The organism is Fusibacter tunisiensis, assembly GCF_016908355.1.
Classification (GTDB): Bacteria; Bacillota; Clostridia; order Peptostreptococcales; family Acidaminobacteraceae; genus Fusibacter_D; species Fusibacter_D tunisiensis.
The window spans coordinates 26,117-44,596 of record NZ_JAFBDT010000001.1 but is presented as its reverse complement, the minus strand read 5'-3'; the positions used below and the strand labels follow the sequence as shown (position 1 = coordinate 44,596).

General features: G+C 37.9%; 20 protein-coding genes. 6 read left to right on the top strand and 14 right to left on the bottom strand.

Annotation, left to right across the window (positions count from 1 at the left end; all coding sequences use genetic code 11):
- Positions 1–158 precede the first annotated feature (158 nt).
- From JOC49_RS00230 to JOC49_RS00195, 8 genes are read right to left on the bottom strand one after another with little or no spacing between them, the layout of a single operon-like run.
- Complete coding sequence (locus JOC49_RS00230) at positions 159–839, bottom strand: zinc metallopeptidase (protein ID WP_204661052.1); 681 nt, start codon at positions 837–839, stop codon at positions 159–161.
- A 2-nt stretch (positions 840–841) separates the two neighbouring features.
- Positions 842–1,783: a methionyl-tRNA formyltransferase gene (gene fmt / locus JOC49_RS00225; protein WP_204661051.1), complete on the bottom strand. Its 942-nt coding sequence runs from the start codon at positions 1,781–1,783 to the stop codon at positions 842–844.
- Entirely contained in the window at positions 1,783–2,268 is a 486-nt protein-coding gene (gene def / locus JOC49_RS00220) for a peptide deformylase (protein ID WP_204661050.1), read from the bottom strand. The genes fmt and def overlap by 1 nt, the downstream gene beginning before the upstream one ends.
- 32 nt (positions 2,269–2,300) lie before the next feature.
- Positions 2,301–4,739, bottom strand: a complete 2,439-nt coding sequence (gene priA, locus JOC49_RS00215; RefSeq protein WP_204661048.1) for a replication restart helicase PriA — start codon at positions 4,737–4,739, stop codon at positions 2,301–2,303.
- A gap of 37 nt (positions 4,740–4,776) precedes the next feature.
- A complete protein-coding gene (gene coaBC / locus JOC49_RS00210; RefSeq protein WP_204661046.1) occupies positions 4,777–5,985 on the bottom strand; it encodes a bifunctional phosphopantothenoylcysteine decarboxylase/phosphopantothenate--cysteine ligase CoaBC in 1,209 nt (402 codons plus the stop codon).
- A gap of 19 nt (positions 5,986–6,004) precedes the next feature.
- Positions 6,005–6,220 carry a DNA-directed RNA polymerase subunit omega gene (rpoZ, locus tag JOC49_RS00205; RefSeq protein ID WP_204661045.1) on the bottom strand — a complete coding sequence of 72 codons (216 nt, stop codon included), beginning with the start codon at positions 6,218–6,220 and terminating at the stop codon, positions 6,005–6,007.
- Positions 6,201–6,836, bottom strand: a complete 636-nt coding sequence (gene gmk / locus JOC49_RS00200; protein ID WP_204661043.1) for a guanylate kinase — start codon at positions 6,834–6,836, stop codon at positions 6,201–6,203. The genes rpoZ and gmk overlap by 20 nt, the downstream gene beginning before the upstream one ends.
- A gap of 9 nt (positions 6,837–6,845) precedes the next feature.
- Positions 6,846–7,730 carry a YicC/YloC family endoribonuclease gene (locus tag JOC49_RS00195; protein ID WP_204661041.1) on the bottom strand — a complete coding sequence of 295 codons (885 nt, stop codon included), beginning with the start codon at positions 7,728–7,730 and terminating at the stop codon, positions 6,846–6,848.
- A gap of 133 nt (positions 7,731–7,863) precedes the next feature.
- On the opposite strand from JOC49_RS00195, the gene JOC49_RS00190 reads away from it, so the two are divergent.
- The 3 genes from JOC49_RS00190 to JOC49_RS00180 all read left to right on the top strand — a co-directional run bounded on the left by JOC49_RS00190 (position 7,864) and on the right by JOC49_RS00180 (position 11,011).
- Positions 7,864–9,615, top strand: a complete 1,752-nt coding sequence (locus tag JOC49_RS00190; protein ID WP_204661039.1) for an Rqc2 family fibronectin-binding protein — start codon at positions 7,864–7,866, stop codon at positions 9,613–9,615.
- Between the two features lies 1 nt (position 9,616).
- Positions 9,617–10,324 (top strand): hypothetical protein, encoded by a 708-nt coding sequence (locus tag JOC49_RS00185; protein WP_204661037.1) that lies wholly within the window; start codon positions 9,617–9,619, stop codon positions 10,322–10,324.
- An 87-nt stretch (positions 10,325–10,411) separates the two neighbouring features.
- A complete protein-coding gene (locus JOC49_RS00180; protein ID WP_204661036.1) occupies positions 10,412–11,011 on the top strand; it encodes an NfeD family protein in 600 nt (199 codons plus the stop codon).
- A 36-nt stretch (positions 11,012–11,047) separates the two neighbouring features.
- Here JOC49_RS00180 and pyrR read toward each other — a convergent pair whose 3' ends face one another.
- Positions 11,048–11,587 carry a bifunctional pyr operon transcriptional regulator/uracil phosphoribosyltransferase PyrR gene (pyrR, locus tag JOC49_RS00175; RefSeq protein WP_204661035.1) on the bottom strand — a complete coding sequence of 180 codons (540 nt, stop codon included), beginning with the start codon at positions 11,585–11,587 and terminating at the stop codon, positions 11,048–11,050.
- A gap of 13 nt (positions 11,588–11,600) precedes the next feature.
- A complete protein-coding gene (locus JOC49_RS00170; RefSeq protein ID WP_204661034.1) occupies positions 11,601–12,512 on the bottom strand; it encodes an RluA family pseudouridine synthase in 912 nt (303 codons plus the stop codon).
- 109 nt (positions 12,513–12,621) lie between these two features.
- Between JOC49_RS00170 and JOC49_RS00165 the strand changes: the two genes are divergently transcribed.
- Together JOC49_RS00165 and JOC49_RS00160 are read left to right on the top strand one after the other, a co-directional pair.
- The gene (locus JOC49_RS00165; RefSeq protein ID WP_204661033.1) at positions 12,622–13,395 is read left to right on the top strand and encodes a threonine/serine exporter family protein; all 774 of its coding nucleotides are present in this window, start codon (positions 12,622–12,624) and stop codon (positions 13,393–13,395) included.
- A gap of 9 nt (positions 13,396–13,404) precedes the next feature.
- Positions 13,405–13,848 carry a threonine/serine exporter family protein gene (locus tag JOC49_RS00160; RefSeq protein WP_204661032.1) on the top strand — a complete coding sequence of 148 codons (444 nt, stop codon included), beginning with the start codon at positions 13,405–13,407 and terminating at the stop codon, positions 13,846–13,848.
- A 44-nt stretch (positions 13,849–13,892) separates the two neighbouring features.
- Here JOC49_RS00160 and JOC49_RS00155 read toward each other — a convergent pair whose 3' ends face one another.
- On the bottom strand, positions 13,893–14,306 hold the full coding sequence (locus tag JOC49_RS00155) for a MaoC family dehydratase (protein WP_204661031.1): 414 nt from the start codon (positions 14,304–14,306) through the stop codon (positions 13,893–13,895).
- Positions 14,307–14,314: 8 nt separating this feature from the next.
- The gene (locus JOC49_RS00150; protein ID WP_204661030.1) at positions 14,315–15,034 is read right to left on the bottom strand and encodes a beta-ketoacyl-ACP reductase; all 720 of its coding nucleotides are present in this window, start codon (positions 15,032–15,034) and stop codon (positions 14,315–14,317) included.
- 102 nt (positions 15,035–15,136) lie between these two features.
- On the opposite strand from JOC49_RS00150, the gene JOC49_RS00145 reads away from it, so the two are divergent.
- Positions 15,137–15,463: a hypothetical protein gene (locus JOC49_RS00145; RefSeq protein WP_204661028.1), complete on the top strand. Its 327-nt coding sequence runs from the start codon at positions 15,137–15,139 to the stop codon at positions 15,461–15,463.
- Between the two features lie 205 nt (positions 15,464–15,668).
- Here the strand turns inward: JOC49_RS00145 and JOC49_RS00140 are convergent, their stop codons facing one another.
- Positions 15,669–17,039, bottom strand: a complete 1,371-nt coding sequence (locus JOC49_RS00140; protein WP_204661026.1) for a PhoH family protein — start codon at positions 17,037–17,039, stop codon at positions 15,669–15,671.
- Positions 17,036–18,373, bottom strand: a complete 1,338-nt coding sequence (locus tag JOC49_RS00135; protein WP_204661024.1) for a Sapep family Mn(2+)-dependent dipeptidase — start codon at positions 18,371–18,373, stop codon at positions 17,036–17,038. Before JOC49_RS00135 ends, JOC49_RS00140 begins: the two co-directional genes overlap by 4 nt.
- Positions 18,374–18,480 lie beyond the last annotated feature (107 nt).

The following is an 18,480-nucleotide window of genomic DNA, read 5'->3' as shown; positions in this document are numbered from 1 at the left end:
GTTTATTTATAGTCATTAAGACCTAGACAATATAAGTATACCTTAATTTAGAAGTTCATTATATCATATTGGCTTATGATGTTGAAGACATTTTTTTCCATATTGTTTTTAAAATCCCAAAAAAAGAAAAACCCGGCTAAATCGCCGGGTAATGCTTTTTAATCACGCCCACGATTCAAAAGAATCATCCTAACCAGTTGACCAATGGCCATTGCTGCGGCAGCAACATAAGTCATTGCAGCTGCATTTAGAACCTTCTTCGCATGTACATTTTCTTCCATGGCCAATATACCTGATTCGTCCATTATTTTTAAAGCCCTTGAACTGGCATTAAACTCAACCGGCAAAGTAATTAACTGAAATAAAACAGAGAAAGAAAAAAATATAATCCCAAATGTAATTAAAGGTGGCATGGACAATATAATTCCTGCAAAAAATAGTGGCCATAAGGCTTTAGTTCCAAGTTGAGCAGCAGGAAGAATCGCCGTCCTTAATTTTAAAGGTGTATACCCCATCGCATGTTGAAGTGCATGACCTGCTTCGTGGCATGCGACACTTACCGATGCAACAGAAGGATTGTCATAAACAGGCTCAGACAATCTAATCACCTTTGCCCGTGGGTCATAATGGTCTGACAAATACCCGTTTACCCGTTCTATTCGAACATCATTCACACCATTTTGTCTAAGCATCATCTCTGCTGCTTGAGCACCGGTTAATCCTCGCACATTCCGAACTTTATGGTATTTATTAAAAGTTGATTTTACCCGCATACTTGCAACCGAAGCCAAAAGCATAAGGCCAATCAATATGAAAAAACTACCGTCTCCAAAATACATAATTACGCCTCCTTATCTCCAAAAACGTCCCCTAGCTTCACATCATGTCCAAGTAAAAACGCTTCAACAGGCATACGTTTTCCACTGCCCCATTGAATTTCTTTTACCGCAACAGCTGAATGACCTGCAGAAACAATAATGGCTTCCTTGGTCAAATCAATAACACGGCCTGGAAGTAAATTTTCATCAAAACATTCAGAGACAGACGCCTTAAATATTTTTAGCATCTTCCCCTGCCAAGTTGTATGTGCAACAGGCCATGGATCAAACCCTCTAACTTTGTCAACAATCTGTTTTGCAGTTTCCGTCCAATCAAGTTTCGAAACGTCCTTACTTAACATTGGGGCATAGCTGGATAAATCTGAATCCTGTGGTGTTGGGTTTATCCCATTTTTTTCAAATTGGTCCAACGTTTTGATTAGTAGTTTTGCGCCCAAATTTGCCAGTGCATCGTGCAACATTTGGGCATTCATCTCAGCAGTAATTGGAACACTCTCTTTTAAAAGCATATCTCCAGTGTCAAGCCCTTCATCCATCTGCATGGTTGTTACACCACTTTCAGTCTCCCCATTTACAATCGCCCAATTGATTGGTGCAGCACCACGATATTTTGGCAATAATGAAGCATGTACATTTACACAGCCCAATCGTGGAATTTCAAGTATCTCTTTGGACAATATTTGTCCATAAGCCACAACGACAATCACATCTGGAGATAGGTCTTTTAGTACCTCTACCCAGGAATCTGTCTTGATTCGATCAGGTTGGTAAATTTTCAACCCGTGGTGCGTTGCAACCTGTTTAACCGGAGGCGCTGTGAGTTTTTTTCCTCTTCCACTCGGCTTATCTGGCTGGGTAAAAACCCCAACAACATTATGCTTTTCCAATAAGGCTTCCAATGTTTGGACTGAAAACTCCGGTGTGCCCATAAATACAACTCTCATCAATACGTCGCCTCAACTTCTTCAATATCCAGTTCAGATTCAGGAATTGCTTTATCAATATAAAGCACACCTTCTAAATGATCCATTTCATGACAGAGAGCCCGTGCAAGCAGTTCCTGTCCTTCTATTTCATGACTTTCACCATTTAAGTCTTCATAGGCTACACGCACTTCAGAAGGCCTTTCAACATATCCGGATTGGCCCGGCAAACTCAAGCACCCTTCCTGTTCGATTTGCGATCCTTTTGAAGCCAATAGTCTTGGATTAATCAGCGTTACTGGCCCCTTATCATCATAAAGGTCAATAACGACAACCCTTTTTAAAATACCAATTTGTGGTGCAGCAAGGCCTACGCCATCTGCATAATGCAGGGTTTCTATCATGTCTTCAACCAATATTCTAAGACGGTCATCAAATTCAGTAACCACTCTACATTTTTTTCTAAGCACCGGATCGTCATCCGTTCTAATTGTTCTTATTGCCATTTTCAGCCTCCTAAATATTTTTACAGTTACTATTATAATATATTAGACGCGTTCAAATCCACGTTTAATTTACACTTTGATTCCTTTGACAGCCTCTTTTCAAGGTTTTTTACATATTGACGCACAAAATCCATGTGTGCAGGATTTACTTTTATTAAAACTTGCCACCTGTAATTGCCATCAATCTTCTTTAATAATGCAGGATTTGCATCAAAAATTTCTATCTCATTTTGTAAACGATTTTTTAAAATCCTTTGATTCAGATATGTTCTGGATTTTTTTGCAAAAGACTCAGCCAATGTTTCTTCCTTACTGGAAAATAATAAATTTACAATTCTAGAAAACGGTGGATATCGCATTTGTTTTCTAAAATCGAGTTCATGCCTATAAAAGGCCTCATACTCTGTATGATTGATTGCATAATGATCCGGAACATACGTTTGAAGGATTACTTGTCCTGGGATATCGCCTCTGCCTGCGCGGCCAGCCACTTGGTTGAACAATTGATACGCACGTTCTGAAGACTGAAAACTCGGGAAATTTAACATTAAGTCAGCAGACAATATTCCAATTAAAGTCACCCGTTTGAAATTAAAACCCTTTGCAACCATTTGAGTTCCAATTAAAATATCTGTTTTATGCGTTTCAACATCGGTAATAATCTTTTCAATACTGCCTTTTCGCTGAGTTGTCGTTCGATCCATCCTTGAAATTACAGCGTCTTTAAAAAGTGTCCTCAATTCTTCTTCAACCTTTTCAGTCCCCACACCAAAATACTTAAAATAGTCGCTCCCACATGAAGGGCATTTTTTTGGTACATAACTCTCATACCCGCAATAGTTGCATCGGACTGTTTTTTCGCCTTTGAAATACGTAAGTGTCACATCACAATTGGGACACGCAAGCGCAAACCCACAACTTCTGCAAGAAACAAAAGTAGAATGCCCTTTTCGATTTAAGAGAATAATTGTTTGTTCTTTACGTTCCAGTCGAGTTTCAATAGCTTGATACAACCGCTCACTTAAAATTGATCGATTCCCAGCCACAAGTTCTTCACGCATATCTACAATTTCAATTTCAGGTACTTTTTGAGCATTATATCTTGAATCCAACTTCACTAAAGCGCGTTCCCCAGAAAGCGCACTATAATATTCTGTAATAGAAGGTGTCGCAGAGCCAGAAATCAAAATACCACCCGACATTTCTATTCTCATCTTGGCGATTTCATAAGTATCGTATTTAGGTCTTTTTTCAGATTTATAGGTGCTTTCATGGCTTTCATCCAATATAATCAATCCCAGTGATGTCACAGGTGCAAATATTGCTGAACGCGCCCCAATGATCAAATCAAATTGCCCTGCCCTAATTTGTTTCCACTGATCATATTTTTCACCAGGTGAAATTTTAGAATGTATAAGCGCAATCCGATCAGAACCAAATCTAGCAGCAAACCTGGATACAATTTGAGGGGTTAAAGCGATCTCGGGAACCATCAAAATAGCCTTTTGGCCATTTTTCACTACCGATTCTATCAATTCAGCATAGACCTCAGTTTTGCCACTCCCCGTAACACCATGCAACAAAAATTCTTGCTGATGGTCCTTAAAGAAACCACTTAGAATTGCATCATAGGCGCTTTTTTGTTCTACAGAAAGATGAATGGCCTTACTTTCAGTGTTGGCATTCATAAACTCTGGTTTTCTCAAAGCTTCTTTGTGGGTCACTTTCAAATGTCCCAAATCAACCAAGCGGTCTACAACACTTTTTGAAACCTTTACCGCATCTTGTACATCAAGACGTTTTGCACTTCCAACACCTTGCATATACTGACCTAGACTCTTCTGTGCTTTATATCGGTTAGGAACAGACTTCAAAAAATCACCTAAGGTTTCAGTTGGTTCAATCCATTCAACATAACGGTCTTTAACAACCGATTCAAACTGGACTTGATATTTAATCAATTTAAGTGCAATCAACCTTTTAAGCGCATTTTTCCGTTTGTTATCCGAACAGATCCCAATGAGTTTATCTTCTGAAATTGGTTCCAATTCAATGGTTTTCAATAGTTTCAGTTCACATTCTGACAGCGTCAAATCAGAGTCCTCTGTAAAACATGGATAGAACACCCGATATTGATGTGTTAAAGTGCCCATTGGCATAAACAATTGTGCCGCTTCTGTATAACTGCATAAATATAAATTATGAATGGTTTCAATTAATTCAAGTTCCGATTCCGTCAAAAAAACACCATCAGAAAACACATAGGCAATTTCTTTAACCTTATAAGAAACAGGTGTCTCTAAACTTTTATAGGTCTTAAAAATAATGGCCTCATTGAATTTTGAAACCCCAAATGGGACAATAACCCTTGCACCATGTATGACTTTACTTTTCAATTCATCGGGAACTCGATAGGTAAAGGTCATATCCAAGTCCCCAGTACTTCTCAGTAATATTACATCTGCATACATGTACAGCCTCCACTTAAATAAGAGCGGAAATCCGCTCTTATAGTTCGTTATCTTTTAATTGAAGCCTTTCAACGACTCTTTGAACAATCAAATCAGCGACTTCATCTTTTCCCATAAGATCATAAGACGTCATACGCCCATTGTCTTCAAAAAAAGTAACTATATTTGTATCTACATCAAATCCTGCACCCGGAAGGCCAACATTATTCGCAACTATAAAATCCAAATTCTTTTCCAAGAGTTTTTTCTTGGCATAAGCCTCTACGTGTTCTGTTTCAGCTGCAAAGCCAACCAGTATTTGATGCGTCTTCAGCTCACCCACAGCCTTTAAAATATCAGGATTCTTGGTAAAATTCATAGCCATTTGCGAATCGCTTTTTTTTATTTTTTCTTTTGAAAAAATTTCAGGTTTATAATCTGATGGGGCTGCTGCTTTTATGATAACATCTGAATCCAAGTTTTCCATAACCGCTTCATACATTTCTGCTGTTGTTTCTACGCGAATAACCTCGGCGCCTTGGGGCGGAACAAGATGTGTAGGCCCTGTAATAAGCACAACACTTCCACCTTCATCTAAAGCTTTTTGAGCAATTGCATACCCCATACGTCCACTGCTTCTATTTGAAATATATCGCACTGGATCTATTGGCTCGCGCGTAGCCCCCGCTGTAATCAGAACTTTTTTCCCAGCCAACTTAAAAGATTTCGTAAAATGATCGCACACTTTTTGTACAATATCTTCAGGATTAGCCAGTTTTCCAGCACCAACATCACCACATGCAAGGCGACCAGACTCCGGATCTACAAAATAGTAGCCCATTTGTTTTAGAAATTCAATATTCTTTTGAACAATTGGATTTTGATACATTTTGGTGTTCATTGCAAGTGCAAAATAAACTGGCGCCTCTGTGGCCATAACAGTTGTGGTCAACATATCGTCGGCAATTCCAGATGCAATTTTTCCAATACTATTGGCAGTCGCCGGTACGATTAAAAACAAATCGGCCCGTTTAGCAAGTGAAATGTGTTCAACATCCCATGTTTTAGGATCATCAAACATATTGGTAACCACATAGTTTTGCGAAATTGACTGGAAAGTCAAAGGGTTTACGAATTCTGTACTGTTTTCAGTCATTATACAGTAGACATTTGCGCCTAATTTCTTCAAACGACTCACAACATCAGCCGCTTTGTATGCGGCAATGCCGCCAGTTATACCTACAACAATATTTTTACCGGTCAGCATTTCATCACTCCTAACCCACTTAGATACGATCTTTTGGTGGCTCTGGTATAAAAGCTTCGATTTCATCAGCCATAATTTCTTCTATGGCAACTGAAAGTGGTTTCATAATCATTTCTTCTTCTTCATCTGCCTCGTGTTTTTCAATTAAATGTCTTGCACGTTTTGCGGCAAGAATGCAAAGTGCATATCGGTTCCCAGTTTTTTCAATCAAGTCATCAATCGACGGATTTAACATTTTGTTTTTCCTCCTTAAATTTTAAAACAACTTCAGAAATATCAGATCGAACGCGGCATTTTTCAGCAAGCAAGATGGCTTGAAGTTGATCTGTTGCCCACTCTACCTGATCGTTTACAACAAAATAATCATAGTGTCTGATACTTTCTATCTCATTCATGGCACATGACATACGTTTTTCAAGTGATTCGGGTGTTTCAGAACCCCGTCCCACAATTCGGTCCCTTAAGGTTTTCATAGAAGGTGGTAAAACAAATACAAATACACCTTCAGGATATTTTTGCTTCACTTGAATCGCACCTTGTATATCAATTTCAAGAAGTACGTTTTCACCTCTTGAAATATGATCTATAACAAAATCTTTAGGTGTGCCATAATAATTGTCATAAACTTTGGCATATTCCAAAAATCCATTTGCTTCAATACGATTCAAAAAATCTTCTTTTTCATAAAAATGATAGCTGACACCATCAACTTCACCATCTCGTGGTAATCTTGTGGTTGCAGAAACGGAAACAATCAAACTTGAATCCCTTTTTAAAAGAGATTTACAAAGTGTTCCTTTTCCAGCACCACTAGGCCCCGAAACAATGATCAGCAATCCTTTTTGATTCATTCAATAACCTCACTCTATATTTTGAATTTGTTCTCGAATTTGTTCCAAATCGCTCTTCAATTCAATGACAAGCGTGGAAATTTCTGAATCTGGTGATTTTGAACCAATTGTATTGACTTCCCGATTTAATTCTTGAATCAAAAAATCTAGTTTTCGCCCAACTGGAACGTCTGTCTCTAAAATACGCTCGATTTGCTCTAAATGCGAGTGGATTCTAACAATTTCTTCATTGATATTTGTTTTATCCGAAAAAATGGCAATTTCATTGGCAATGCGAGACGCATCAATTTCAGCATTCATGTCGGACAAAAGCTCTTCGATTCGATCTGTTATTTTTTTGCGATAGGTAGACACAATAAGGGGTGCGTATTCAGATAATTTTTCAAGATTTTCTTTTATATTGGCAATTTTTTGAAGGACATCGATCTTAAGTTGCTGACCTTCAATTGACCGCATCTCCATCAGATGTTTAAGCGCATCTGTCAATGCCGGTTCAATGGCATTCCAAAATTCAGCTTCGTCACGGTCTTCATAAGATACCTCAATACCATCTTGAACTCTTGAAAGTAAAGCCAAAGAGACATCATCTTTCAAATCATAGCGCTCTGATATTGATCTGTACACTTCCACAAATCGATCCAATATCTCATAATTGGCTTTTACCGCATAATTGTCATGTGATGTTTCTTCAAGGTTGATATAGACATCAACACGTCCCCTAGACAATTCAGATTTAACTTTTGATTTAATTCGTTCCTCAAATACCGTTAATTTCTTAGGCATCTTCACAACAATATCACAGTATCTATTGTTGACGGCTCTCATCTCAACAGTAACATCAAAAACACCACTGCTAAACTCACCGCGTCCAAATCCAGTCATACTATAGATCATTCATTTCCTCCATGTGCTTGACATCATTAAATTATAACACAAACACTCAAAGATTATCAAGGCGAACAGGCCTTTTATTTCCCACATGTTAGTGGTATACTTTAAAGCATAATTCACAACTTCGGAGGTAATCATGGCTTTTGACGGTCTACTGATGCATAAATTAATTGAAGAAATAAATTTAAAAATACAAGGGGGTCGAATTGATAAAATTCACCAACCTGAAAAGGACGAATTAACCCTTAAAATCAGAAGTGGCGGCATAAACTTTTCTTTTTTTATATCCGTTGATGCGTCTATCCCATATTTTTCCTTAACTGAAGAACGTCGGGAGAATCCCGATAACCCACCAATGTTTTGCATGCTAATGCGCAAACATTTAACCAATGGAAAAATCAATCGGTTTTATCAAATTAGGCACGAACGGATTGCAATTTTAGAAATACTTTCCAAAAATGAGTTGGGCGATTTAGAACTTAAAAATATTATCATTGAAATCATGGGCAAGCACTCCAACATTATTGTAACCCGTGAAGACGGCGTTATTATTGACAGCATAAAACGTATTAGCCCAGATATGAGCCGTATTAGAAGCGTGCTCCCGGGCCTTCGTTACGAACAGATTCAATCTAACAAAGTCCCTTTATCTGGTAACTGGCAAGAACACTTAATGACATTACCAAGCGAAATGCCTATTCTTAAGGCGCTCTATTCGACTATAGAAGGCTTTAGCCCAACCATAGCCAAATATCTTCTGACTCAATCCGGGATTTTTCATGATTTAAAACGCGCCGAACTCACTCAAGACCACCTTATAACTCTTACAAACCAGATTAAAAAAATTGAAACCCTGCTTAAAACTTCAAATCATTGCGGCTATATTTATTATGATTCTCATAATATCATGCAAGATTTTTATTTTATCCCGGATTTACATGAAGCTTTTGAGTATAAAACTTTTGAAAGTCTTGCACATGCAACTGAAAAATTTTACACCGAAAGAAATCTGGCGCTCAAAATTCACCAACGCACTGCTGACCTTAAGAAATCAATTTTGATTAAAAGGGACCGGGCTAAATCAAAACTTCAAAAGCTCCGTTTAGAGCTTGATTCTGCGGAGAATGCAGATCATTATAAAGTTGCAGGTGAACTCATTCTTGCAAATATATATCAAATTCAAAAAGGAACCAATAAAATTGAACTCCTAAATTATTATATGGATCCACCTGAACCCGTGACAATTGACCTTGACGTCAGGCTTGATGCCACTCAAAACGCACAACTTTACTTTAAAAAATATGCGAAATCAAAAACTGCTTTAGAAGAACTTGCAGTTCAAATTGATGCCACACAGTGGGATATCCAGTATTTAGACAGCATACTCTCACAATTGGAGCTCAGCGAAGACAGCAAAACCATTCAAGAAATCAGACAAGAGCTTGCCGAACAAGGCATTATTAAAAGCCGTCAATACAAAGGGCGAAAAAAAGACTCCAAAAAACAAGGCTATAGACAGTTTCGATCTTCAGATGGTTATGCAATATTCGTTGGCAAAAACAATATGCAAAATGATTATCTAACCACAAAAATAGCGTCAAACAAAGACATATGGCTGCACACCAAAATTATTCCTGGATCACATGTAATCATTCGTACAGAAGGACAAGAACCACCTGAAAGAACACTTGAAGAAGCAGGCATGCTTGCAGCATATTATTCCAATGCGCGTGCTTCAGAAAATGTACCTGTAGACTACACTTTTGTTAGATATGTTACTAAGCCCAATGGCGCAAAGCCCGGAATGGTCATCTACACGCATAACAAAACACTTTATATTACACCAGATGAGGCAGCCCTAAAAACTCTAATTTCTAAGGAGGACTAATGTGAAAGCGCTATTAATATCCGCTGTATTATTGGTGACAATTGGGGCTGGACTAAATATACAAAAACAAATAATACCTTCTGATTCTCCAGTCCTTGCATCCATAGAAACTATAGAAACATCTGACTTAACCAACTGGATACATGCGCCTAATACGCGGGCACTTTTAGGCGTCATATATGAGCGTTCGCCTGATATTGTTTTAATGGATAGTTTTAATTACATTTATAATTACAAGACGCTTCATCAATACCGGGCAATAGGAATGATTCCTTCATCATATGGCCTTCACGGTCCATTGCCAGAAGCCACAGAGACGCCTCAAATTGGCTACATAAGTGAACTTCCAGCCTTGTATTTTATAGAAACCAATCAACTCTGGAAAAACTTTTCGCCCATGATGGCCAGGGACTCAAGAGAATTGGCTTTAAATTTAGACTATGGACACCTTGAAAATACAGTGGATTACGCCCCCGATACGCTTCACTTTAATTCAGAAAGCACTTTGTTCGCAACTTTGATTCTTGTGAATCAAGAATGGTATACTCAAGAGCATAAGCAAAGCCTTGATGCCCTTTTAAGTGATTTGTCTGCCATTCGACCAGATGAATCTGCAATGGTTGAAGTTGTCAGATGGCTATATAGCAATGCCTTAATAGATTCTCGATATTACTTCAAAGATCTGGTCATGGATAAAGTTTATGATTAGGATGGTTATTTGTTAATACTCTATTCATATTTTTCAATTATACTAACACTGTTAGTGTGAACAATGAATGCTAAAGGTTGGTGTATCATGACTCTTTTTAGAAAAATGAATCTGTTTCAAATCATCGGTTTGATTATTTCCATAACCGGTTTGCTCTTTATGGCTTTTCCAAGCTTTATTGGCACCTTAGCCATTAGAGTGATTACTTTCATCTTTTTAATGATTGGCTTTTACAGTTTTACTTTCGCGCTTGTCAGTGGTAGTAAATTAAGTATTATTGCCAGTGCTGCAGTTTTAATCCTCAGTTTTTATGCGTTTATCAGACCCGAAAACGTTTTAATGATTATTGGGCTTGGGTGTATAATTTCAGGAACAAATGGTATGATTATGTTTTTTAAAACACGAGGAGAAGGTAAGGAAAAAGCAGTAATCTCTTCAATTATTCTCATTCTACTTGGTGTATTCGCAGTTATTAATTCAAAAGCTGCCCTTGCAACAGTGGTTATGATTTTAGGAATTATGATTACAATCATTGGACTTGTGGTTTTTTTCCTTGGAAAAACACTCATCATTAGGAAACAAAAAGCCTTTTTTAAAAGCCACGCCTATTCAGGCCCAAGAGGCCGGGTCATCATAAATATTGATTCAGATGATGTGGAAGAAATTGATTACAAAGAAATAAAATAGAAAACTTCAGTCCATATAACTTGGACTGAAGTTTTTTTAATCGCCTTGATAAATGCTAATTTCACTGACGCCATCCATCTCTTCAATTTTTACTTTCACAATTTCTTTTCTAGAAGTTGGAATATTTTTTCCAACATAATCCGCCCTTATTGGTAACTCACGGTGGCCTCTATCGACCAAAACCGCAAGTTGAATCGATCCAGGCCTACCATAGTCCATAACTGCATCCATAGCTGCCCTTACAGTCCTTCCCGTAAAAATCACATCATCAACTAGTATAACAATCTTATCATTGATTTCAAACCCTATAGATAACTCTTTTACATCTGGAACATCTGTGCGTTTGCTTAGATCATCGCGATAAAGTGTAATGTCCAGCTCGCCCACAGGTAAAACAGAACCTTCAATTTTTTGAATCTTCTCTGATAGTCTTTTTGCAATGGGCAGGCCTCTTGATTTGATGCCCAAGAGTACCAACCGATCAACGCCCTTATTTTTTTCAATGATTTCATGTGCCAATCGCGTTAAAGAACGATCCATCGCTTTATCATCCATTAATTTCGCTTTAAATTCCATTGATACCTCCTAATTACAATGCCCTACACTTTTCCAAAACCCGAACAAAATAATCAGGCAACTCAGAATCAAATTCCATCCATTGACCAGTAGACGGATGCATAAAGCCTAATTTTTTTGCATGTAACAATTGTCCTACATGTTTTACTTTTTCATTTTTTAGGCCATAAACAGGATCGCCCACTAGCGGGTAACCTATTGAGGCCATGTGAACCCTAATCTGATGTGTCCTCCCAGTTTCAAGTTTCAAAGCAACCAAAGTATGAAATTTGAAACGTTCCAATACTTCAAAATGTGTTACAGCATTTCTGCCATCTTGACGTATCGCATTTTTTTTTCGATCCACAGGATGCCTTGCAATTGGGGCGTCTATTGTCCCTGCCGTTTCCTTCATTTGGCCATTTACAATTGCCCAGTAAACTCTAAGTGTTGTTTTTGCCTTTAGTTGGTCTGCAAGAAATTCATGGGCATGGTTATTTTTTGCAACCATCAGAAGCCCGGATGTATCTTTGTCTATTCTGTGTACAATTCCAGGTCTAATTACGCCATTAATTGACGATAAGCGGTCAGAAGTGTTCATTAGCGCATTGACCAAAGTACCAGAGTAATTGCCTGGAGCTGGGTGGACGACCATTCCCTGTGGTTTGTTGACAACCATTAAATCTTGGTCTTCATATATAATGTCAAGGGCTATATCCTCCGCAACTACATCTAAAAGTTCAGCATCTGGAATCACAACATCAACAAGATCCCCTTTATTTAATATTTGTTTTTTGATGCCACACGGGTGGCCATTTAACGCCACATGTCCCTCAGAAATTAATTTTTGCATATAGCTTCTAGAATGTGACGAAATCGCATTTCCTAGGTAAACATCTAGTCGGATGCCATCCTCATCACATATTAAACGGATTATTTCATCCATAACAGTCTCCATTCTTTAGGATTTATAATGATTTTATCAAATATTCATCTTTAAAAAAAGACTATTTTTCTGTTATAATGACTTATAACTTTTAAAGAAGGACTTTTTTATGAATACTAAATCCAAACGTATACTCACAATATCAGTTGAAACTGGTAAAACTATGCTTATAAATGGGGCAGAAACTTATCGGGTTGAAGATACTGTTAAACGTATGACCGAAAACCGACTGCATCTTCCAGTCAATGTTTTTGTTATCCCTACAGGTATTATTGTAAGTGTTGATTTTGAAAATGAAACCGTAACCAAACTCTATCGGGTAACACCAAAAGGTATTGATCTGGAAATTATTGACCGGGCCAATACATTTGCAAGAGAGTTCAGTGCCTCTGACATGAGTCTGGATGATGCTGAAGCATTATTGGCAAATTTCAAAACACCACCTATTTTCTCAAACCGCGCACGCTACTTTTTTGGAGGCATGGCTGGTGGTTTTTTTGTTTTTCTCTTTGGTGGCACACGCCTTGAATTTCTAATTTCCTATTTTGCGTCTTCTTTGACCCTATTTACATGGGATCATCTCAGTAAACTTGAATTAAATTTCTTTATAAAAAATATTTTTGGAGGCCTCTCCTTATCTCTTTTAAGTTTTTTGGGAATTTTTCTAGCGACACTTTTTGGCTATCACCCTGATTATAACATGGTTATTATTGGACCGCTCATGACTTTAGTTCCTGGGGTCTCATTAACTAACGGCATACGAGACTTGATTTCAGGCGAACTATTGGCTGGGAGTGCTAAAATTATGGAAGCGCTTTTCATCGCCATAGCCCTTGCCTTCGGTGTCGGTATGGTACTTCAACTCATTCTAGGTCATATTTAGGAGGCTTTAATGGAATTGTTATTTCAAGCACTCTATTCTTTCTTCTGTGTGGTTGGCTTTTCTGTAATCTTCAACCTTCCCAGAAAACTCATTGTAATTGCCAGCATCAATGGCATGATTGGATGGATTTTATACTACGGACTTCAAAATTCAAGCGCAAGTTTTATTGTTCCAGCATTAATTGGCTCAATATGCGTCGGTTTTATTGGCGAAATTCTAGCCTCTATTCAAAGACATCCTGCAACCTTATATATTATTCCTGGCATTATACCCTTTGTTCCTGGGTATGGCATTTATTACACAATGTACCACATTGTTAACCAAGACTTCCAGAACGCTTTAACGACAGGAGCAGAATCGCTTTTTGTTGCAATTTCAATTGCATGTGGTATCGTACTGGCCACTTCAATTTTCAGATTAATAAAGCCCTATCTTAATCGTGTCAAAAATTAAAAAACCTCAACAGCTCAATAAAGATTAGCCGTTGAGGTTTTTCCCTATTTCGGTGGCATTACTGTTGCTTTACCATCAATAACGATATCACCATTTTGGTTGGTACAATAGGTTCTTAAAATCAATCGATTTTTCTCTTCAATTCTCTCAATAACCTCAACTTTGGCTGTAATGGTATCTCCAAATTTTACAGGTCTAAGGAACTTCAACTCTTGGCCCATATAAATAGTGCCTGGACCAGGAAGTTGATTTCCCAAAACTGCAGAAATAAGACCAGCTGAGAGCATGCCGTGTGCTATTCGTTCTTTGAACATGCCCTTTTCAGCTTCAACCGCATTGATGTGTGCCGGATTAAAATCACCACTCACCCCTGCATAAGCATAGACATCATACTCTGTAATGGTTTTTGAAAATTCAGCAGTATCGCCTAATTGAATTTGCGCAATTGTTTTTGACATATTACCCCCTAAAGTCTTAATCCACCATTTACCGAAAGATTATGTCCTGTAACAAAAGATGATTCGTCACTTGCTAAGAACAATACAGCATTTGCTATTTCTTGAGGTTCTCCCAGTCTGCCAAGCATCGTTTTCGCACGAATTGGATCCAAAACTTTATCTGGAACAGTTTGCATCATTTCAGTGTTTACATAACCAGGCGCTACTGAATTAACACGAACCGCTTCACCTTTTCTTGAAAATTCTTTTGCCCAAGTTTTTGCAAGCGCAATAACACCTGCTTTTGTAGCTGCATAATTGGACTGTCCAATGTTTCCATATTCCCCTACAACAGAAGCAATATTTATAATGGATCCTTTTTTCTGCTCAATCATTTGTGGCGCTACTGCTTGAGTAATGTTGAAAACGCCCTTTAAGTTAACATTAATAACTGCATCCCACATGTCTTCAGTCATTTTATGAATTAGAGCATCTCTGGTAATGCCAGCATTGTTAACTAAAATATCAATGTGTCCGTATTCGCTTACAATGTTTTTCGCAAACTGTTCAACTTCTGGACGATTTGTAACGTTTAAAATGTATCCCTTTACATTTTCACATGTGTATGCCAAATCAGACATATCTACCGCAACAACTTTAGCACCTTCCTTTGCAAAAGTCTCACAGATTGAACGGCCTATTCCCTGCGCGCCACCTGTTACAATTGCTACTTTTCCTTCGAGTCTCATTTTCTTCCTCCTTTAAATTTTAGTGATGTTTTCTTAAATCTTATTTGCAACTTCCATGCCAAAGCGATAAAATAATACTATAAAAAAACAAGGAGGCTTCCCATGCAAGATAAATGGATCAACAAGGGACGTGCTTTTTACAAGTACTATTCAGAAACGGACAAAAATACAATTGAATTTTATGTCGAAGGCCTTGGATGGATGATTTTACTTAAAGAAAACATCGAAATCGTATCTGACAATTGGTTTTCTTCTATGAAATTTACAGCATCCGAAATTTCACTCAATGAAGAAGAAACCAACTTAATTATAATAAAAAATGTCTATCGCGCCAACTCTTCTTTTATTGATAATGAAAATAATGTTAAATATAACCTTCATTTTGATGTTCTACACCTCTATGCAGATAAAATTGTAGCCTTTCACTAAAATTAAAGGCCCTCTTTGATGGTCAATCCGCAGGAAGATTTTTGGCAAGTGACAAAAATCTTTTGAGGACTTCTTGACCTGAAAAGAGGTTACATTTCTAAAAAAAATAAAGGCCCTCTTTGATGGTCAATCCGCAGGAAGATTTTTGGCAAGTGACGAAAATCTTTTGAGGACTTCTTGACCTGAAAAGAGGGCCTTTATTTTTTTACATTGCCCCTTCCGCCAGCTCCGCAAGAGGACTTCTTTCAACACGTTTTAATGTCACATGTCCTGATAAGACAGAGTGTTTCATTTTTTCAACTGTATAGACAAGACCGTTGGATTTTGCATCCACTAAAACATTGTCAATTTGATTGTCGCTCGGGTCTCCAATAAAAACAAATTTAGATCCAAAGCCTGCTCTTGTAAGCATGAGTTTGGCTAAATGAGGTGTGATTTCTTGAGCTTCGTCTACAATTACAAGCGCATCCGTTAACGTTCTTCCCCGCATATAGGTAAACGTTTTCGTTTCAATAACGCCATATCGACGATATTGTTCAATAAAATCATCTACACTGAATTCAGGTTTCTCACTGTATACCACGTGGTGACCTTTGCCTGGTGTGTCTTTTTGTTTTTTCACTATCTTTTGATCCACAAGATTTTCAATGGCGTCATAAAAGCTCCCCATCCAAGGTCTAAGTTTTTCTTCCTCTGTGCCAGGCAAATATCCAATATCATTTCCTGCTGGTACAACAGGTCTAACAAACACAATCCGACGATATTGCCCCATCTCAATAACTTTTTGTAAAGCGACAGCAGTGGCCAAAATTGTTTTCCCTGATCCAGCACCTCCAGTAATTGAAACAAAATGAATGTTCGGATCCATCAAAAGTTCATATGCCATTTTTTGTTCTCTGTTAATCGGCGATAATCCCCAAGAGACTTCATTGACATACTTAAGTGGCACTAATTTTTCACCATCAAATCGTGCCAATACTTCATGAGATTCCCGCGTTGAACTTTTCACATGTAGGAATTCATTAGGATTCAGACCTTCTAGTTGAAACTGTAACCCACCACTATATATGGCATCAATTTCATCACTGGTGAGTTGAATATCTCGATAGCCTTTATAAAGTTCATCCGCTGTGACTTTATCATTTTGATAATCTTGAATCTCAATGCCTATCGCATCACCTTTAATGGCCATATATAAATCTTTAGTGACTAAAATCGTTTGTGTTGGCGCATATATTTCCTGAAGTTTTTTTACCACCGCTAATATGCGTGTGTCATTTTTTGACGTGTCCAATCCATCTGGCAACGTATTAAAATCTAAATGGTTTAACTCAATTCGTACCGTACCACCTCCCTCTAGTTTTACGCCCTCAGAAAGGCTTCCCATTTTCCGAATAATTGAAAGCTCACGCGCCGCACTTCTCGCCTGGTAGCCCACCAATCCGTCTCTAGATTTTAGTTTATCCAGCTCCTCAATACAAATAATGGGAATAATAACATGGTTGTCTTCAAACTTATAAAAACATTCAGGGTCGTGTATCATAACATTCGTATCAAGAACATAATTTTTAATCATAGAACCAACCTTTCTATCGCTTTGGCATAAATTTGTGTACACTTAACAAACGCCTTTACGTCCATGTATTCATCTGCCTGATGCACAAGTTTTGGCATTCCAGGAAAAAGCGGACCAAAAGCAACAGTGTTGTCCAAAGCACGTGCATACGTTGCACCACCACTGGAAATTGGTGTACCATCTAAATTCGTTTCTTCTTCATATACTGCTCGAAGTGTTTGAATCATTGGATGAGTGTCGGGCAAGAAAACGGGTGGCAAAAAATCCAGTTCATCATAAACCAGACCATACTTTTGAGCCGTCCGCTTAATGCCTTCAGCAATAAATTTTTTATCTATGGTAACTGGTATTCGAATATCAAGACCAATCACGCCCCCATGTGCGCCCATATCCAATTGGTTGACTGATACTGTAAGGTCACCTGAGTAAGCATCTACACACTTTCCAAACATGGTTTCACCATGAAATGTGAAGCCAATCTTATCATATAAAAATGAAAGAATTGGTGATTCAATCCCAATGTCATAAGCTGCCATTGCCATTCGCATAACTGCATTTACACCCATTTGAGGCTTTGAAGAATGTGCACTTTTTCCAATAACGTAGAGTTCTTCGCCTTCTATTTCATGATCAAATCCCATTTTTTTAAGTTGTTTTTCAAGTTTATAGATATGATTACCATGATAAACACAAGATTCCGGAATAGAATTCATAGCATATCCACCCTTTATTCTAACATCTGTTTTACTTGTGCTTTTTAACCTTACTTGCAAAAGTCCTTTTTCAGCAAATTGAACGGGAAAAGAAGCATCTGGTGTAAACCCAAAATCTGGTTTTTCTTCACGCTTGAGATACCTGTAGATGCCCCGCCATTGATTTTCTTCGTCTGTACCAATGATTATGCGAAGCCGCTTGTTAAATGGAACCTCCATAGCAATAAGCGCCTTCATTGCGTACAATACAGATACGATAGGTCCCTTGTCATCCAAAACACCTCTTCCGTACAACCGACCTCCTGCCAAAGTGCCTTTAAACGGACCATATGTCCAGTGTGATTCAATGCCACCGGGGACAACATCAACATGCGTAAGAATACCAAGCATTTCCCTGCCTTCACCATAATCGGCATATCCATAATACCCTTCTGGATCATAGTACGTTTTAAAACCAATTGCCTCAAATTGATTCAGTACCCATTTCAAGGCCCTATCAATTGCCTCCCCAAATGGTTTATTTGAATCCATTTCATCAATAACACTGGGGATTCCGATAAAATCAATTAGGTCCTTAGTCATTTGATCGACATTGTCTTCAATATAATTTCTAGTTTTCAACTTGTTCGCCTCCCCTCGTCTCTTATATTTTATATATTGGCTGAATTTGCGTTTTCAATCACAAAATAGAAAAAAAGCAGGCAGAATTTAAAATTCTACCTGCTAAA

Excerpts from the sequence above, each read along its gene's own strand:
- JOC49_RS00230 (WP_204661052.1), bottom strand. The coding sequence starts at position 839 with ATGTATTTTGGAGACGGTAGTTTTTTCATATTGATTGGCCTTATGCTT.
- fmt (WP_204661051.1), bottom strand. The coding sequence starts at position 1,783 with ATGAGAGTTGTATTTATGGGCACACCGGAGTTTTCAGTCCAAACATTG.
- def (WP_204661050.1), bottom strand. The coding sequence starts at position 2,268 with ATGGCAATAAGAACAATTAGAACGGATGACGATCCGGTGCTTAGAAAA.
- priA (WP_204661048.1), bottom strand. The coding sequence starts at position 4,739 with ATGTATGCAGATGTAATATTACTGAGAAGTACTGGGGACTTGGATATG.
- coaBC (WP_204661046.1), bottom strand. The coding sequence starts at position 5,985 with ATGCTGACCGGTAAAAATATTGTTGTAGGTATAACTGGCGGCATTGCC.
- rpoZ (WP_204661045.1), bottom strand. The coding sequence starts at position 6,220 with ATGTTAAATCCGTCGATTGATGACTTGATTGAAAAAACTGGGAACCGA.
- gmk (WP_204661043.1), bottom strand. The coding sequence starts at position 6,836 with ATGAATCAAAAAGGATTGCTGATCATTGTTTCGGGGCCTAGTGGTGCT.
- JOC49_RS00195 (WP_204661041.1), bottom strand. The coding sequence starts at position 7,730 with ATGATCTATAGTATGACTGGATTTGGACGCGGTGAGTTTAGCAGTGGT.
- JOC49_RS00190 (WP_204661039.1), top strand. The coding sequence starts at position 7,864 with ATGGCTTTTGACGGTCTACTGATGCATAAATTAATTGAAGAAATAAAT.
- JOC49_RS00180 (WP_204661036.1), top strand. The coding sequence starts at position 10,412 with ATGACTCTTTTTAGAAAAATGAATCTGTTTCAAATCATCGGTTTGATT.
- pyrR (WP_204661035.1), bottom strand. The coding sequence starts at position 11,587 with ATGGAATTTAAAGCGAAATTAATGGATGATAAAGCGATGGATCGTTCT.
- JOC49_RS00170 (WP_204661034.1), bottom strand. The coding sequence starts at position 12,512 with ATGGATGAAATAATCCGTTTAATATGTGATGAGGATGGCATCCGACTA.
- JOC49_RS00165 (WP_204661033.1), top strand. The coding sequence starts at position 12,622 with ATGAATACTAAATCCAAACGTATACTCACAATATCAGTTGAAACTGGT.
- JOC49_RS00160 (WP_204661032.1), top strand. The coding sequence starts at position 13,405 with ATGGAATTGTTATTTCAAGCACTCTATTCTTTCTTCTGTGTGGTTGGC.
- JOC49_RS00155 (WP_204661031.1), bottom strand. The coding sequence starts at position 14,306 with ATGTCAAAAACAATTGCGCAAATTCAATTAGGCGATACTGCTGAATTT.
- JOC49_RS00150 (WP_204661030.1), bottom strand. The coding sequence starts at position 15,034 with ATGAGACTCGAAGGAAAAGTAGCAATTGTAACAGGTGGCGCGCAGGGA.
- JOC49_RS00145 (WP_204661028.1), top strand. The coding sequence starts at position 15,137 with ATGCAAGATAAATGGATCAACAAGGGACGTGCTTTTTACAAGTACTAT.
- JOC49_RS00140 (WP_204661026.1), bottom strand. The coding sequence starts at position 17,039 with ATGATTAAAAATTATGTTCTTGATACGAATGTTATGATACACGACCCT.